Raw genomic sequence first — 14,873 nt, 5'->3', positions numbered from 1 at the left:
GACATGACGCCACGTCACTCACGAGACCGGCGAACCGGACCAATCCCAATCACGCAATGCCCCTGACCTGCGGGGGTTGTTGGCGCCGCTGGCACGGAAAAATTCATGGACGGTCTCAGACTGAGCTGGCCTCCAGCGCGGTGCGAACCCGAGCCCTCTCCCGGGCAGGGGCATTGCATGATCGCGATCTGACCGGTTTTGTCAGGTGAGGCCGAGGAGCTGGAGCGGGCGGGTGTAGTCGCGGCCGGTGCGGCGGAGGGCAGCGGCGATGTTGGTCTGGCCGTCTTGTCTCAGGACGCTGATGGCGAGGTTTCGCAGGCTGGCCATCGCGCGGGGCAGGGTGCCGGTGCGGACCTTGGAGTCGTCCTCGCGGAATGTGCGGTCACGAACGTGGTGCAGGTGGTTTTCGATGTGCCAGTGGCCTCTGATCCAGGAGGCGAGTTCGGCCGGGGTCGCGTCGAAGAGGCCCAGGCTGGTGACGAGGTAGACGCGTTCGATGGTCAGCTTGCCCGTGGCCAGGTCGTGGCGGCGGCGCACGACCTGGATCGCCTGGCGGGCGCCGGGGTAGTCGATGCTGTGGAAGGCGGCGACTTTCAAGCGGCGGATCTCATCCCGTCCGTGGGCCCGGCGGCGGGTGTAGTGATCCGGGGGCATGTCCCGCCAGGGCAGCTTCTTGACCTGGGTGTACAGGCCGGGATGGTTCTTCTTCACGACCGCGAGGTAGTGGGCGCCCCGGGAGCGCAGGTAGGAGCCGTGGTCGTGCTGGGTGTGCAGGGCGTCCCGCTCCCCGCAGGTCGAGGCCGTCCCTCTCTGTCAGCCTCGGGTGAGACGTCCCGTTCTGCGGGGTTAGCCTGAGAGGGCACGACAGGAGAACCGCCCCTTATGCCCAGCACTGAGCCCGTCGGGTCCGACCCGGCACCGAGGCCGAAGCGCCGTACCTTCACCTCGGAGTACAAACTGCGGATCGTCGCCGAGTACGACGCCGCGCCCAGGAACGAGAAGGGCGCGGTCCTGCGCCGGGAACGCCTCTACCACTCGCATGTCAAGGAGTGGCGGGCCGCCCGGGATGCCGGGGCCCTGGAAAACCTGGTCGACCGCCGGACCAGCCCCGCCCGCACGAAGAAGTCCGCCGCGGAGGTGGAGAACGAGAAGCTGCGACAGCAGGTGGAGCGGCTGCAGAAGGACCTGGCCCGGAACAAGGCCGCACTCGAGGTGATGGGAAAAGCCTCCGCGCTCTTGGAAATGATCTCCGAGAGCGCGGACTGAAACACGCCACCGACCCCGTGATGGACACCGCGTTCACCGGCGTTCAGGGCCAGCTGGGCATCACGGCCGCGTGCCGGCTGACAGGCCGCTCCCGGGCCACCCACTACCGCAGGCTCAAGCCCCCGACCGACCGCACGCCCCGCTCCCACGTCCAGGCCCAGCCCTCGGCGCTGACGGATCAAGAGCGTGCGGCAGTACTGGAATTGATGAACAGCGCCGAGTACGTGGAGCTGCCGCCCGCGCAGATCTGGGCCCGTGAGCTGGACGCGGGCCGCTATCACTGCTCGGTCTCCACGATGTACCGGATCCTGCGTGACAAGGGCCAGTCCGGCGAGCGTCGCCGTCAGGCCACCCACCCGGCCAAGACCGTGCCCGAACTGGTCGCCACCGCCCCATCCCAGGTCTTCACCTGCCGAGTAGCCGGGAGGAATCTCACCTCCCGGCCCTCACAGAACCGTGCGTAACAGTCTCCCGTTACACGGCTCTTGTCGCCCTGATCGTCAGACCACCGAGATCGCCATCGTCACTCGCCAGTGCGCGAACATCCTCGGGTATCGCTTCACAATCTCCTGGAACTTCGCGATGGCCTTGCGCTTCGGCGCCAACCGCTCGTACTTCCGCCGGATCCAGCGCACCAGATAGGCATTGATGCGCCTGAGGACGGGGTTCATCTCCCACGGCCGGAACCGGCTGTAGTAGTTGACCCAGCCCGCCACCACAGGGTTGATCCTGCGGGCGAGCTGCACGAAGGACAGGTCCGAGCGGGTGTGCAGCCTCCAGGACCGCACCTCCCGCCCCATCTTCTTCAGGGCTTCCTTGCTGACGGCTGGCGTGAACGACAGGAACTGAACTCCCTGCCGGTCGCGGCTCATTCTGGCGCGGAAGGTGTAGCCCAGGAACGTGAACGCCTCGTGCTCGTGCGAGCCGCGACGCCTGGCGTCCTTGCAGTACACGATCCGGGTCTTGTCCGGGTGCAGTTCCAGCCCGACCTCGACCATCCTGTTCCGCAGCGCGTCCAGGACCTCGCGGGCCTGACGCTCCGTGACGCAGTGCATGACCGCGTCATCGGCATACCGCTCGAACTGGACGGACGGGAACTCCCGGTCCATCCAGAGGTCGAACGCGTAGTGCAAGAACAGATTCGCCATCACCGGTGAGACCGGAGCCCCTTGTGGGGTTCCGCGCTCCCGTTGCAGCAGGGAGCCGTCGGGCATGACGAGCAGGGCGGCGAGCCACCTGCGCACGTACAACTTCACCCAAACGGCGTCGGTGTGAGCCTCCACCGCCTTGACCAGGAGATCCCAGGGCACGCTGTCGAAGAACCGGGCGATGTCGAATTCGACGACCCAATCCCGTTTCCAGCAGCGTTCCCGACACTTCTCCACGGCGTCCAAGGCGGACCGCCCCGGCCGATACCCATAGCTGTCCGAGTGGAACACTGGATCCACCCGCCGCATCAGGTGCCGGGCCACGACGGTCTGCGCCACGCGGTCCGCGACAGCGGGAATGCCGAGCATTCTCGTGCCGCTTCCTTGCGACTTTGGAATTTCCACCGCGCGCACCGGAGGCGGGAAGTATGAGCCCGATGACATCCGGTTCCAGATCTTGTAGAGATTACCTCTCAGATCCTTCTCGAAGTCATCGATACTCTGCCCGCCCACTCCCGGGGCGCCTTTGTTCGCCCTGACTTCCTCCCATGCCTCCTTGATCTCCCACTTGGAAATTTCAAACGGCTTGGTCCTCGACTTCAACTGGCCCACCGAATTCCTCCCGGAGTGCTTCCGGTTGACGCGATCAACACAGTCACGAACGACCCGGCCCCTTCGCTCCGCCCCCGTTACAGGGGCATCCCCACTACTACGGGCCGGTCCGCCAGCAGGACCCGGGTCGGTACTCAGCTCCTTGCAGATTCCGCTGCTCGAAGTTCTCCCTCTCGTCCACCGCCGAGCGCCGGACAGTACCGGGACCTGCCTTCTCCTGTTCCGTACGGACGCCGCAGACCGGGCTCACGTCGCCTACATGCCGGACGCCACCTGACCAATAGACGGGCTCCCGTCAGGCTCATCCCGGGGTCTATCCCACACCCCGGTTTTGACGCCACCTGATTGTTTTACGACACGTCAGCAGCGATTCACTTGCGTTCGTCTTCCCGGTCCCCACCTGACATCTCTTCCGATGCCTTTTCCTCATCGCTCACCACGACGGTCTTCAGCCAACGCAGCATGAGGCGGTTTGAAATCTCCCCCCGCAGGGCGACTTCGAAGGGCCAACGAAACCTTCATCATCCGTACAGCATCACTTACAGAAAGCCGCCTATACGCGCTTCCTTTCCGTGTTCAGGACACAAGGGACATCACCAAGCTCGCCGGACCGGCCAAGGGCACCTGGTACCACGCCTACGTCGTCATCGACATCTTCAGCCGCTACATCGTCGGCCACACCGTCGAACGCGCCGAATCAGCAGAGCGTGCCGAGGAGTTGATCCGGGACACCATCGAGCGCAACGGCATCGTGCCCGAGACCGTCCACGCCGACCGGGGCACCTCAATGACCTCCAAGAAGGTATCCCAGCTGCTGATCGACCTCGGCGTCACCCGCAGCCATTCCCGGCCGAAAGTCTCCAATGACAACCCCTACAGCGAGGCCCATTTCAAGACCACCAAGTACATGTCCGACCACCCCGAGCGGTTCGATTCCCTGGCCCACGCCCGTGATTGGTTCGACGCGTTCATCGCGTACTACAACCACGAGCACCGGCACTCGGGCATTGGATGGCACACGCCCGCCAGCGTCCACTTCGGCACCGCCGAGGAGGTCCGCGCCCAGAGAGCCGTCACGCTCGCCGAAGCGTTCGCCCGCCACCCCGAACGCTTCGGTCGCCGCCCCACACCGCCCGAGATACCCCAGCAAGCGTGGATCAACGACCCCGCCAAGCGCAGGGAAACCACACCACAGATCTCATAGCCACACAAACGTCTCACTGGACTTGAAATCCACCGGTCGAGCAGGGGCTGGAAGGCGGGGATTTCGTTGCTCTTGGTCGCGATCTGCCGCTGGGCCAGGACCGTGCCGCGGTGGTCCATCGCCGCCAGGAGCTGGATGGCGCGCCTGGTGCGGGTGCGGGAGCCGCGCAGTGTCTTGCCGTCGACCGCGATAGCCTGCCGCGCGGCCTGATCGGACGCATCGGGCCGACTCCGGGCGGTCAGGAAGATGCTGATGACGGCGTCGAGTTGGTCACCGTCGACACGCTCTAGCAGCCGCCGCACGGTCGACGCATGGGGCGGGTGCAGGACACCGGTGAGCGGATCGGGACGAAAGCCGAGTGCGGCCAGGACCGAGCCGGGGGCATCGGCTATCCACTCGCCGATCGCCGCCAGCGAACGGGAGCCGGCCAGCACGGCCGCGACCGCGGCGGTCAACAGCGCGAGGGCCGGATACCGCCGCCCTCGCACCCCGCGCGGATCAGGCACCAGGCGCAGGCAACAGCGCAGGTCAGTGGCTTCCCGCTCGGACAGAGGTGTGCGGTGGGCAGGCAGTTGACGCAACAGGGCAGGGATGGGCGATGATGAAGGGGCAGGCACGGTCTCGCTCGGCGCTCATGGGTCTCGACAACCACATGATCACCGGCGCCGTGCCTGCACTGCTATGCGGGGCCCTCAGCCCTGACGAGACGTCACCTCCGGCGAACCGCCCAAACCCCGATCATGCAACCGCCCCGACCTGGGAGCAGACTGGTCTGCCGGTTGCACAGTTGAAGGAGCTGTGTTGTCGTGGAATAGAAGAACCTGCCAATTAGAGGACCGAGCTCACGCCTTGTTCGGTGGTCATCGCTATCTGTGTTGGCATGTCCCAACGAGCTGATCCACCCGTTTGGGAACCGGTGCGGAGGCTCTAGGAATGGGTCGAGCCTTTTGGGCGCCGAACCCGCTCAGCTCTTCTTGAGCACTGAGGACAGTCGCCTGCCAATACCGAACGGCGTGACCGGCCGACAGCGGCGCGCCTGGGAATCGGGTGAGGGCAAGGTGGATGAGGAACGAGAGTCTCACCGTAACGAAGCGGACGGCGACGAAATGCGCCAAGACCCGTACGTCGAACGGTTCAGGCCCGATCCGGCCACGCCGCCTCAACGCGTCATCACCCTTCTCGGGCTGTTGGGCAACAGCGACCGCGAAGGGTACAAGCGGCTGTATTTCTCCAGGAAACTAGACCAATACGCGGAGTTCAAGGCCGAGGACGTCGTCGCCACCGAGCCGATCCCCGCCGACCGGCAACCTTTCATCGGGCTGGATGCGACCAGCGTGAGCGTCACGCGGGACGCATCCGTCGAATACACCTGGGCTACGACGGGACAGCCAGGCGACGAGTTCGACCTCGATGTCAGGCTGGGCTCTCCAGGCATGGCCTCCGCCGTGCACCCGCTGACCATCCCGCCGGACGACACATACAACACGTGCGGTGCCTCCTGCGGCGGCCTCTGTCCTACGCAATATGGCTGGAACACCTGCCATGGATGCGCTACGGGCACGTGTAACACCCAGTGCCAGCAAGGAACCTGCCAGACCTGCAACACGTGCCAGACCCAGTGCCAGCAGGACACCTGCCATACGTGCGACACGTGCCAGACCCAATGCGACCAGGCGACCTGCCGGACCTGCCTGACCTTGTGCGGCCAGTGGGCCTGTCAGCCCCACACATCACCGCTGGTGTATTGCGTACCCTTCCACGACACCGTCTTGACCATGTGCGACCAGATGGCCTGCCACCAGACGTCACCGCTTGTGCATTGCATTCCGCGCACCGTTGTGGGTTGTTGACATGTGTGATCAGACCACGCACCAACGCCGCCTGCCGTGCCCGCTGGACCACTATGCGGGCTGTCCGCCCAGCTGGCGGTCTGCCTCACCGTTGGCCGCTACCCCAGAGCGGCGCTGAGGAGTTGTCTTGCCTGAAGCAACCAAGGTGTGGGCCCCCGGGCTCGCGACGGACCAGTTGGCTCCGGCGGTGGTCGTAGGCCTGGAGGTGGCCGATCGCCTGCGCAGCAGGAAGCGGGTCGCGGCCGCGGTGAATGCGTCGGTACAGCAAACAGACTTTCCGCCGTCCGCCAGCTGGGAGCCCCACAGCCTGGCTCAGGGGGATACGGGTCTGGCACTCATGTGCGGATACCTCGACTCCTGCTTCCCGGACGATGGCTGGGATGTCACCGGCCACGGTTACCTCGAGGCAGCAGCGGGCGGAATCGAGCGGATGGCATGGCCGTCCGCAGGTCTCTTCGAGGGAATGAGCGGCCTCGCGTTCGCCGCCCGGTCGCTGTCCCGAGAAGGAACGCGCTACCGGAAGCTGTTGACGACCATCGAGGGTGCTCTCCTGCCCCGGGCGGTGGCGCTCGCCCAGGATCCAGCACTCCAGCAGTTTGGCCTGGCGTACGGCCAGTTCGACCTGATAGCCGGTATCACCGGGATAGGCACCTACCTACTGAGCCGGAAAGAGCAGGACGGTCCTACCGGGGCGCTGCTGGCTGTCCTGCGTGGCCTGGTCTCGATGACCGGGCAGGAGGAAGGCATCCCCCGTTGGCACACCCCAGCCCGCCTGATGGGCGACGAGTCGCTCGCGAGCCGGTATCCCTACGGCAATCTCAACTGTGGGCTCGCGCACGGAATCCCCGGCCCTCTGGCGCTGATGGCGCTGGCCATAGAAGGGGGCGTTCACGTTCCGGGGCTACGCGACGCCGTCGAGCGGTTGGCCTGCTGGCTAGTGGCACAGCGGCTGGACAGTGCCGGGGATGCGGACTGGCCAACGATGGTTCCCCTAACCGCCGACGGGGAGTACGGCCGACCGGACACAAGCCGCACCGCATGGTGCTACGGCAACCCGGGCGTGGCGCGTTCCCTCTGGCTGGCTGGCCGGGCCTTGAACGAGCCCACGTGGCGTGAGAGCGCGATCGACGCAATGGCGGCGGTCTACCGGCGGCCCACGGAAGAGCGCGGCATTGGCTCGCCCACGTTCTGCCACGGCGCGGCCGGTTTGCTGCAGATCACGCTGCGCTTCGCGCACGACACCGGACTTCCGCTGTTCGCCCGGTCGGCGGCCGGGCTGATCGAGCAGCTGCTCGCGCTGTACGAGCCCGATTCCCTGCTCGGATACCGCGACGTGGAACCGAGTGGGGGGCGGGTCGACCGGCCGGGCCTATTGACCGGCTCGCCGGGCGTGGCGCTGGCGCTCCTGGCCGCAGGTACCGGTGTAGAGCCTACGTGGGACCGGGTGTTTCTTCTCTCCTAATGGAAGGACCTCACCGTGGTGATTCGGAGCGTCGGACATAACCGGGATACCCGCACGTCGAAGTCTGGGGTAAGCACCCTGTACGAGGTCCTGGATGCGGTGCTGGTCCGCGCGCCACTGTTGCCGGTCGAGGCATATCTCTCCCTGGGCGGGTCGGCGAAGGTCGGTGAGGGGGACGCTGGCCAGGGCCCGCAGACTTTGGAGAGCGACACTCTCTTGCGACGCGATCCTCGCATCCGCAGTGCCCTCGCCGTCGGCAGCCGCGACCTGTTCGATGCCATGGAGCGAGCAGAGGCTAACGAGGGGGAGTTCGCTGCCCTTCATGGCAAGCTCCTGCGCTACATGATCCGGATGTCGACCCGGCCGACACCGTACGGGATGTTCGCTGGAGTCGCGCTTGCCCGATGGGGATCACGCACCAATATCGCCCTCGCTTCGCACGCACCGCAAACCCAAACCAGACCGGACATGGAGTGGCTGCTGCAACTTGTCTTCGCCTTGGAAGCACAGCCAGAGATCCGCAAGGATCTACACTTCTTCGCCAACTCCAACGCGTTCATCCACGCCGGCCGGGTGTTCCTGACGGAGCCAGCACCAGGCGGCCGGGCGACTACGCCAGAAGATTCTGTCTCGTTCCGCGCTACGGAAGCGGTGCGCCGCACACTCACAATCGCCCGTTCCCCTGTCCCATATCACCGGCTCGTCGCTGACCTGCTCTCGGTCCCCGGGGCGACCTCGGACAAAGTCGAAAGAATGATCACGAGTTTGTGGGAGCAGACAATCCTCCTGACCGACCTCCGTCCGCCCCTCACCGTGGCCTGCCCGGCCCGGTACGTGGCGCAGCGGCTCGACGGCATCCCAGCGGCCGTGGAGGCTCGAGCACTACTCGAACGAGTGCTGAGCGCCATGGCAATCTGGGATGCTCTACCTGTTGAGCAACAACCGACGAAGTTTCGCGATCTGGTGACGCTGGCCAGGTCGGCCACTACCGTTCAGGCCGAATCCACGGCGCAGGTTGACATGGCGTTCACGCTCGATGGTTGCTGCATTGGCGACACTGTCGCACAGGAGGCTGTTGCCGCCGCCGAGCTGCTCCTTCGACTGACACCCTGGCCCAGGGGACCTGCCCACATCGATGCTTACCGGCAAGCATTCGAGCACCGTTACGGTCCAGGCTGCGAGGTCGGGCTCTTGGAAGTGCTCAACCCGGATTTTGGGCTCGGTCCGCCCTCAGTTTGGGGTCAGGGCGGTCTACCAGCTGGAATGGACCCCAGCAGGTATGCGACGCGGCAGCTCACGCTACGCGACCTCGCTCTCGACGCTCTCCGCGAGCGCCGCCTCGTCGTCCAACTGGACGATGACACTCTGGCACGACTGGACAACCGCTCCCCCGGCACAGCCACACTTCCCCCGTCCCTTGACATCTCGCTATTCGTCGTTGCGGACTCAGCGGCGGCGATCGATGCCGGCGAATTCAGCATCGTCCTGGGGCCCAATGTCGGAGCGCAAGCGGCGGGACGGAACCTGGGCCGCTTCGCCGGGCTGCTCGGTCCCGACGCCGAAGCGGTGCTACGTCACTCCGCCCGCGCCGAACAGGCTCATGCCCCCAACGCTCTATGGGCTGAAGTTTCCTATCTGCCACATCGGTTCCGCTCAGCCAACGTGACAATCCGCCCCTTGGCGCGCGACCATGAGATCACGGTCGGCACGACGGGGGACGATTCCTCCCGGAACGTGATCCCGCTGAACGAATTGGCGGTGGGAGTCCGCGACGGCCGTTTCTATGTCCGCTGGCCAGCCAGGAACACCGATGTGATTCCCTGCGCAGGCCACATGCTGAACACGTCTCAGGCGCCCGCCGCGTGCCGTTTCCTCGAAGACCTCCGACAGGACGGCGTCACCCACCTCAGCGACTTCGACTGGGGGCCAGCCGCGGACTTTCCGTTCCTTCCTCGCATGGAGCGTGGACGCCTCGTACTAAGCTTGGCCCGATGGCGCCTCGGCGACCATCTGCCATCCGAATCTCCCGATGACTTCGAACCGGCGCTACAGAAGTGGCGTGTGGCCTGGCAGGTACCCAGGTACGTATACCTCACAGTCGGGGATAACCGCCTGCTGCTCGACCTTGAGAATGCCGCGCAGATCGAAGAACTCCGCGTCGAGATTCGCCGACTGCCGCCGGGGAGCTACCTCTTGCTACAAGAAGCCCTTCCCGCGCCCCATCAGGCTTGGACCGAAGGTCCGGGAGGCCGCTACGTACTGGAACTCATGGTTCCGCTGTCACTACGCCGCACGACCACTGGGAACGTCACGGCCGTCACGCCACCAACGCCTCGACCGCTGGCGGCCGTGACCAGCCGCCTGCGCCCACCGGGCAGCGAGTGGCTTTTCACGAAGCTCTATTGCCCACGCGCCTTCGAGAAAGATCTCATCGCGGGTCCGATGCCTGACTTCTGCCAATGGGTTCGATCCAATGGTTCGGCTCAGGACTGGTTCTTCGTACGGTACTCCGACCCTGATTTCCACGTGCGGCTCCGCTTCCGCGGTAACCCCGATCGGCTGGTCGGCGAGCTGTTCCCCCAATTGTGTTCTTGGGCACAGGAACTCATCAGGGCCGGGCTCTGCTCCCGATTTTGCTTCGACACCTACGAACGCGAAGTGAGCCGCTACGGCGGGCCTGGCGGGACCGCAGCAGCGGAGACGCTCTTCGCGGCGGACAGCCGCGCTGCCGTGGAGCTGTTGCGGCTAAGCCAGGAGGCAGGATCGGAGGTCGACCGCACAACATTGGCCGTCCTCAGCATTGATGACCTCCTCACTGGACTCGGATTGAGCGAAGCCGAGGTAAGCATTCAGAAGGTCGGCTGTGCGTCAGTCTCCTGACGATGTGACAGGTGTGGTGTGGGTGCGGCAGGATCCGTGCATGTCGTCCGCTCTGGAGTCCGCATCGCGTGAGGATCTCCTCATGCTGATCGGGCTGCTCCAGCGGCAGGTGGCAGCGGCGGAGGCGCGGGCCGATGCGGCGGAGGCCCGGGCGGCCGAACTCGCGGTGGCCAACGAGCGGTTGACGGCTCGGGTGGCGGAGCTGGAGCGGCGTCTTGGCCGCAACTCGGGCAACTCCTCGATGCCGCCCTCCTCGGACACCTTCGGCCGTCCGGAGAAGAAGCCGCAGCCCAAGAGCGGACGCAAGCGGGGCCGTCAGCCCGGCTCCGGCGGGTCCGGTCTGGCCATGACCGACAGGCCCGATGCCACCGAAGACCATGTCCCGGCGGCCTGTACCGGCTGCGGAAGCACGTTGGGCCAGGGCGACAGCGTCGGCTTCGAGCGGCGCCAGGTCCGGGACATTCCCCTGTCCACGGTGAAGATCACCGAGCACCGGGCTCACCGCTGCCGGTGCGCCTGCGGCACCATCACCGCCCAGCCGATGCCCGGACGGATCGCCGGGTCCCCGTCCTCCTACGGGCCGAACCTGCGCGCGCTCGCCGTCTATCTGCTGGTCTTCCAGCACATTCCTGTTGAGCGGACCGCGCAGCTGGTCAGGGATGTGACCGGGGCGGAGGTCTCCACCGGCTGGGTCGCCTCCCTGCTTCCCGAGGCCGCCGGCCTGGTCGCGGACTCCGTGAACCTGATCCGGGCCCTGCTGGTGATGGGGCACGTCCTGCACGCGGACGAGACCACCACCCGGATCGGCTCCGTGCGGCGCTGGCTGCACGTGGCCTGCACCGACCTCCTCACCCTGCTCCATCTCGCCCCGCGCTCGCGCGCCGGGGCGGACGCGGGCGGGGTGCTGCCCCACTACCGGGGCGTCCTGGTCCACGACTCACTGTCGCTGTATGCGGGCTATCCGCACTGCAGCCACCAGTTGTGCGGTGCCCATCTGATCCGTGAACTGACCGCCGCGGAGGAGGACTTCCCCCACCAGAAGTGGCACCAACAGATCCGCTGGGCCCTGGCCGGGCTGAACATCCAGGCCCTGCGGGTACGCGCCGGCGAGATCGGCGAGATCACCCCCGAGGCCCTGCTGCTGCACCAAGGCGCCTTCCACCACGGCATCACCGTCGGACTCTCCGAGCACCCCCGAGCACCGGGCCGCAAACAGTCCCCGGCCCGCAACCTGCTCGAACGCCTGCGGGACCAGGCCCACTCGATCCTGCGGTTCGCCGACGACCCCCGACGTACGCCCTTCACCAACAACTGCGGCGAGCGAGCGCTGCGGCCCGTCAAGACCCAGCTGAAGATCTCCGGCTGCCACCAGTCCGAACACGGTGCGACGGCCTGGCTCGCCGTGCGCTCCTACCTCGACTCCGCCCGCAAGCACGGCCTGAGCGCCTTCGAGGCCATCCACCACGCCTTTACCGGCAACCTCTGGATGCCCCCGATCGAACAAGCCGCTTGACCAGCACGTCTCACACACCGTCATCAGTCAGCCGCATTCCTTCTGAATGCCTACAAGCCGAGCGACTCGGATGGTACCGGGAACGCGTGACGTCCGCCCCTGAGAGCGGGCCGGAGTACAGGCAGCGCAAGGCTGACCTTCGCCGGCTCCTGGCAGAGCCGGAAGTGCTGGAGTCCCGAGTAGGCGGCGCTGTCGCGGAACGCGCCCTCACCGCACGACGACAAGAGCTGGCCGCCGTGCGGATGCGCCTCAACGCTCTCGAAGAGAACGGAGAATTGACGATTCCCCTGCCGCAGCTATGCGCGAGCTTTGTCCATCTGAGTTGCAACCGCCTGCTCGGCCCAAGCTGGCCTTCCGAGGAACAGGTCCTCGGGCTGCTGCTGCGAACACGTACGGGATTGGACCGGGCTCCGATCCAACGTCCTCGTGGTGCGAGACAAGTTGGCTGACCACAGGAAGCCCGATCCGAGGCGAAGAGCGCTGCCTGGGTGGCCTCCTGGCCGAGTCCATCAGGCGATCCAGGTCATGCGCTGGCGCCGCGACCTGTCCGCCGGGAAGCTGACGATCGAGCTCGTCTTACCTCGTCACCAGCCTGAACGTCTTCGATGCCACGCCCGCTGAACTGGCAGATTGGATCAGAGGCCACTGGCATATCGAGAACCAGCTCCACCACGTCCGCGACCGAACGGACGACTCCAAGGTCCGCCACGTACGGGATTGGACCGGGCTCCGATCCAACGTCCTCGTGGTGCGAGACAAGTTGGCTGACCACAGGAAGCCCGATCCGAGGCGAAGAGCGCTGCCTGGGTGGCCTCCTGGCCGAGTCCATCAGGCGATCCAGGTCATGCGCTGGCGCCGCGACCTGTCCGCCGGGAAGCTGACGATCGAGCTCGTCTTACCTCGTCACCAGCCTGAACGTCTTCGATGCCACGCCCGCTGAACTGGCAGATTGGATCAGAGGCCACTGGCATATCGAGAACCAGCTCCACCACGTCCGCGACCGAACGGACGACTCCAAGGTCCGCAGCACTGCCCCGCGCCACGGCCACCCTGCGCAACCTCGCCATCGGCGTCCTCCGCCAGGACAGCCACCCCAACATCGCCGCCGCCCTGCGACGCACCGGCCGCGACCACCACCGGCCCCTACAGGCCCTCGGACTCACCTGACCAACCAGGACAGATCGCGATCTTGTAATGCCCCTGCAAGATCGGCGGCCTGGGCGACCAGATCGAGCTGATCCGGGACGCGGTCGAGCTGCCCTACCTCCACCCCGACCTTTTCAAGGAGCACGAACTGCGGCCACCGAAGGGCATCCTGCTCTACGGTCCGCCCGGCTGCGGCAAGACACTCATCGCCAAGGCCGTCGCCAACTCCCTCGCCAAAAAGGTCGCGGAAGTCACCGGCCAGCCCGCCGGAAAGAGCTACTTCCTCAACATCAAGGGCCCGGAGCTCCTCAACAAGTACGTCGGTGAGACCGAGCGGCACATCCGTCTCGTCTTCCAGCGGGCCCGCGAAAAGGCCGGCGAGGGTACCCCCGTCATCGTCTTCTTCGACGAGATGGAATCCCTCTTCCGCACCCGCGGATCCGGCGTCAGCTCGGACGTGGAGAACACCATCGTCCCCCAGCTGCTCGCCGAGATCGACGGCGTGGAGGGCCTGGAGAACGTCATCGTGATCGGCGCCTCCAACCGCGAGGACATGATCGATCCCGCGATCCTGCGTCCCGGCCGTCTCGATGTGAAGATCAAGATCGAGCGTCCGGACGCGGAGGCGGCGAAGGACATCTTCGCGAAGTACCTCACGCCTTCGCTGCCGCTGCACGCCGACGATCTCGCCGAGCACACGGGTTCCAAGGAAGCCGCAGCTCACGCCATGATCCAGTCCGTCGTCGAGCGGATGTACACCGAGTCCGAGGAGAACCGCTTCCTCGAAGTCACGTACGCCAACGGCGACAAGGAAGTCCTGTACTTCAAGGACTTCAACTCCGGCGCGATGATCCAGAACATCGTCGACCGGGCCAAGAAGATGGCCATCAAGGCCTTCCTCGACCAGGGCCAGAAGGGCCTTCGCGTCTCCCATCTCCTCCAGGCGTGCGTGGACGAGTTCAAGGAGAACGAGGACCTTCCCAACACCACCAACCCCGACGACTGGGCCAGGATCTCCGGCAAGAAGGGCGAGCGCTCAACGTGGTCGAGGCCATGGAATTCGAGCGGGCCGGGGACATCGTCACCCTCAAGGAGATCCTTGAGGACGGCGAGCGCGCCCTGGTCATCGGCCACACCGACGAGGAACGAGTGGTACGGCTCGCCGAACCACTCCCGGCGACTGGGCCAGGATCTCCGGCAAGAAGGGCGAGCGGATCGTCTTCATCCGCACCCTCGTCACCGGTGCCCGCCGCGTCGGAATCGGCCCGGTCCGGGATCTGAACACGCTCCGTAGCGGCCGGACTCCATCGCGGTGCAGGTCCAGCTGGAGTACTACGTCGAGGAGCGGTACTTGCGCACTCGAGGACCGGTGTCGGGGAGGGTTCTAAATTCTCCACAGAGATCGGGCTCACTTGCGGACGATCCAGGTAGGTTCCATATCGAGCCCCCATGCGAGGGGCAAGCGCATCGGTCGCCCGAGAGGGCAAGCAATGGGGCAGGTCGCTCGGCTAAGCCACCTGCCCCGGTAATGGAGTCTCATCCTGTTACGAGGAACCCCAATGGTTGAACGTACCACCGGGCGCGAGTGTCCGCATGGGTCATGTCGCTGCCCGAGACCGAGCAAGCCGCATCGCAGCGCATGGCGCGTCCGGATGCGCGTTCATGCCCCCATCGGGGCGGCTTTCTCGGCCATGGTCTACTACGGCATCAAGATCGCTGCAGAGGCCCATGAGCTGATCTCCGGCGGCCTTGGAGGTATCACCTAGAGTCCACAGAAAGAAGGCTGCGGCGG

13 protein-coding genes and 2 pseudogenes are annotated in these 14,873 nt (G+C 65.8%); 12 read left to right on the top strand and 3 right to left on the bottom strand.

Going from position 1 to position 14,873, the window contains the following annotated elements; genetic code table 11:
* Positions 1-201 precede the first annotated feature (201 nt).
* Complete coding sequence (locus tag OG395_RS57790) at positions 202-774, bottom strand: ISAs1 family transposase (protein WP_442818848.1); 573 nt, start codon at positions 772-774, stop codon at positions 202-204.
* Positions 775-882: 108 nt separating this feature from the next.
* Between OG395_RS57790 and OG395_RS57785 the strand changes: the two genes are divergently transcribed.
* A complete protein-coding gene (locus tag OG395_RS57785) occupies positions 883-1,266 on the top strand; it encodes a hypothetical protein (protein ID WP_327241097.1) in 384 nt (127 codons plus the stop codon).
* 20 nt (positions 1,267-1,286) lie between these two features.
* Positions 1,287-1,730, top strand: a complete 444-nt coding sequence (locus OG395_RS57780) for a hypothetical protein (protein WP_327250025.1) — start codon at positions 1,287-1,289, stop codon at positions 1,728-1,730.
* A 36-nt stretch (positions 1,731-1,766) separates the two neighbouring features.
* Here the strand turns inward: OG395_RS57780 and ltrA are convergent, their stop codons facing one another.
* Entirely contained in the window at positions 1,767-3,026 is a 1,260-nt protein-coding gene (ltrA, locus tag OG395_RS57775; protein WP_327250024.1) for a group II intron reverse transcriptase/maturase, read from the bottom strand.
* Between the two features lie 472 nt (positions 3,027-3,498).
* Between ltrA and OG395_RS57770 the strand changes: the two genes are divergently transcribed.
* On the top strand, positions 3,499-4,230 hold the full coding sequence (locus OG395_RS57770) for a DDE-type integrase/transposase/recombinase (protein WP_327250126.1): 732 nt from the start codon (positions 3,499-3,501) through the stop codon (positions 4,228-4,230).
* Between the two features lie 110 nt (positions 4,231-4,340).
* Positions 4,341-4,520: a hypothetical protein gene (locus OG395_RS57765; protein WP_327250186.1), complete on the top strand. Its 180-nt coding sequence runs from the start codon at positions 4,341-4,343 to the stop codon at positions 4,518-4,520.
* A gap of 18 nt (positions 4,521-4,538) precedes the next feature.
* Here OG395_RS57765 and OG395_RS57760 read toward each other — a convergent pair.
* A pseudogene (locus OG395_RS57760) lies at positions 4,539-4,718 on the bottom strand (ISAs1 family transposase); the annotation flags it as partial.
* Positions 4,719-5,243: 525 nt separating this feature from the next.
* On the opposite strand from OG395_RS57760, the gene OG395_RS57755 reads away from it, so the two are divergent.
* The 8 genes and pseudogenes from OG395_RS57755 (at position 5,244) to OG395_RS59085 (ending at position 14,362) form a co-directional block, all read left to right on the top strand.
* Positions 5,244-6,080 carry a hypothetical protein gene (locus OG395_RS57755; protein ID WP_327250125.1) on the top strand — a complete coding sequence of 279 codons (837 nt, stop codon included), beginning with the start codon at positions 5,244-5,246 and terminating at the stop codon, positions 6,078-6,080.
* 127 nt (positions 6,081-6,207) lie between these two features.
* Positions 6,208-7,542: a lanthionine synthetase C family protein gene (locus tag OG395_RS57750; protein ID WP_327250124.1), complete on the top strand. Its 1,335-nt coding sequence runs from the start codon at positions 6,208-6,210 to the stop codon at positions 7,540-7,542.
* 15 nt (positions 7,543-7,557) lie between these two features.
* Entirely contained in the window at positions 7,558-10,422 is a 2,865-nt protein-coding gene (locus OG395_RS57745; protein WP_327250123.1) for a lantibiotic dehydratase, read from the top strand.
* A 40-nt stretch (positions 10,423-10,462) separates the two neighbouring features.
* Positions 10,463-11,935: an IS66 family transposase gene (gene tnpC, locus OG395_RS57740; RefSeq protein ID WP_327249919.1), complete on the top strand. Its 1,473-nt coding sequence runs from the start codon at positions 10,463-10,465 to the stop codon at positions 11,933-11,935.
* Positions 11,936-12,021: 86 nt separating this feature from the next.
* Positions 12,022-12,384 carry a lantibiotic dehydratase C-terminal domain-containing protein gene (locus OG395_RS59090; protein WP_442818835.1) on the top strand — a complete coding sequence of 121 codons (363 nt, stop codon included), beginning with the start codon at positions 12,022-12,024 and terminating at the stop codon, positions 12,382-12,384.
* 475 nt (positions 12,385-12,859) lie between these two features.
* A complete protein-coding gene (locus OG395_RS57735; RefSeq protein ID WP_327250122.1) occupies positions 12,860-13,102 on the top strand; it encodes a hypothetical protein in 243 nt (80 codons plus the stop codon).
* 37 nt (positions 13,103-13,139) lie between these two features.
* Positions 13,140-14,165 (top strand): annotated as a pseudogene (gene arc / locus OG395_RS57730) (proteasome ATPase); the annotation flags it as partial.
* A complete protein-coding gene (locus OG395_RS59085; RefSeq protein ID WP_442818834.1) occupies positions 14,135-14,362 on the top strand; it encodes a hypothetical protein in 228 nt (75 codons plus the stop codon). The pseudogene arc and the gene OG395_RS59085, both read left to right, overlap by 31 nt.
* The last annotated feature ends 511 nt before the right edge of the window (positions 14,363-14,873 follow it).

This window comes from Streptomyces sp. NBC_01320, from assembly GCF_035974375.1.
Classification (GTDB): domain Bacteria; phylum Actinomycetota; class Actinomycetes; order Streptomycetales; family Streptomycetaceae; genus Streptomyces; species Streptomyces yanii.
This window is presented reverse-complemented; position numbering and strand designations above follow the sequence as displayed.

Bases quoted from the DNA above. Each gene is read 5' to 3' on its own strand.
- OG395_RS59085 (WP_442818834.1), top strand. From the start codon at position 14,135: ATGGAATTCGAGCGGGCCGGGGACATCGTCACCCTCAAGGAGATCCTT.
- OG395_RS57735 (WP_327250122.1), top strand. From the start codon at position 12,860: ATGCCACGCCCGCTGAACTGGCAGATTGGATCAGAGGCCACTGGCATA.
- OG395_RS57785 (WP_327241097.1), top strand. From the start codon at position 883: ATGCCCAGCACTGAGCCCGTCGGGTCCGACCCGGCACCGAGGCCGAAG.
- tnpC (WP_327249919.1), top strand. From the start codon at position 10,463: ATGTCGTCCGCTCTGGAGTCCGCATCGCGTGAGGATCTCCTCATGCTG.
- OG395_RS57780 (WP_327250025.1), top strand. From the start codon at position 1,287: ATGGACACCGCGTTCACCGGCGTTCAGGGCCAGCTGGGCATCACGGCC.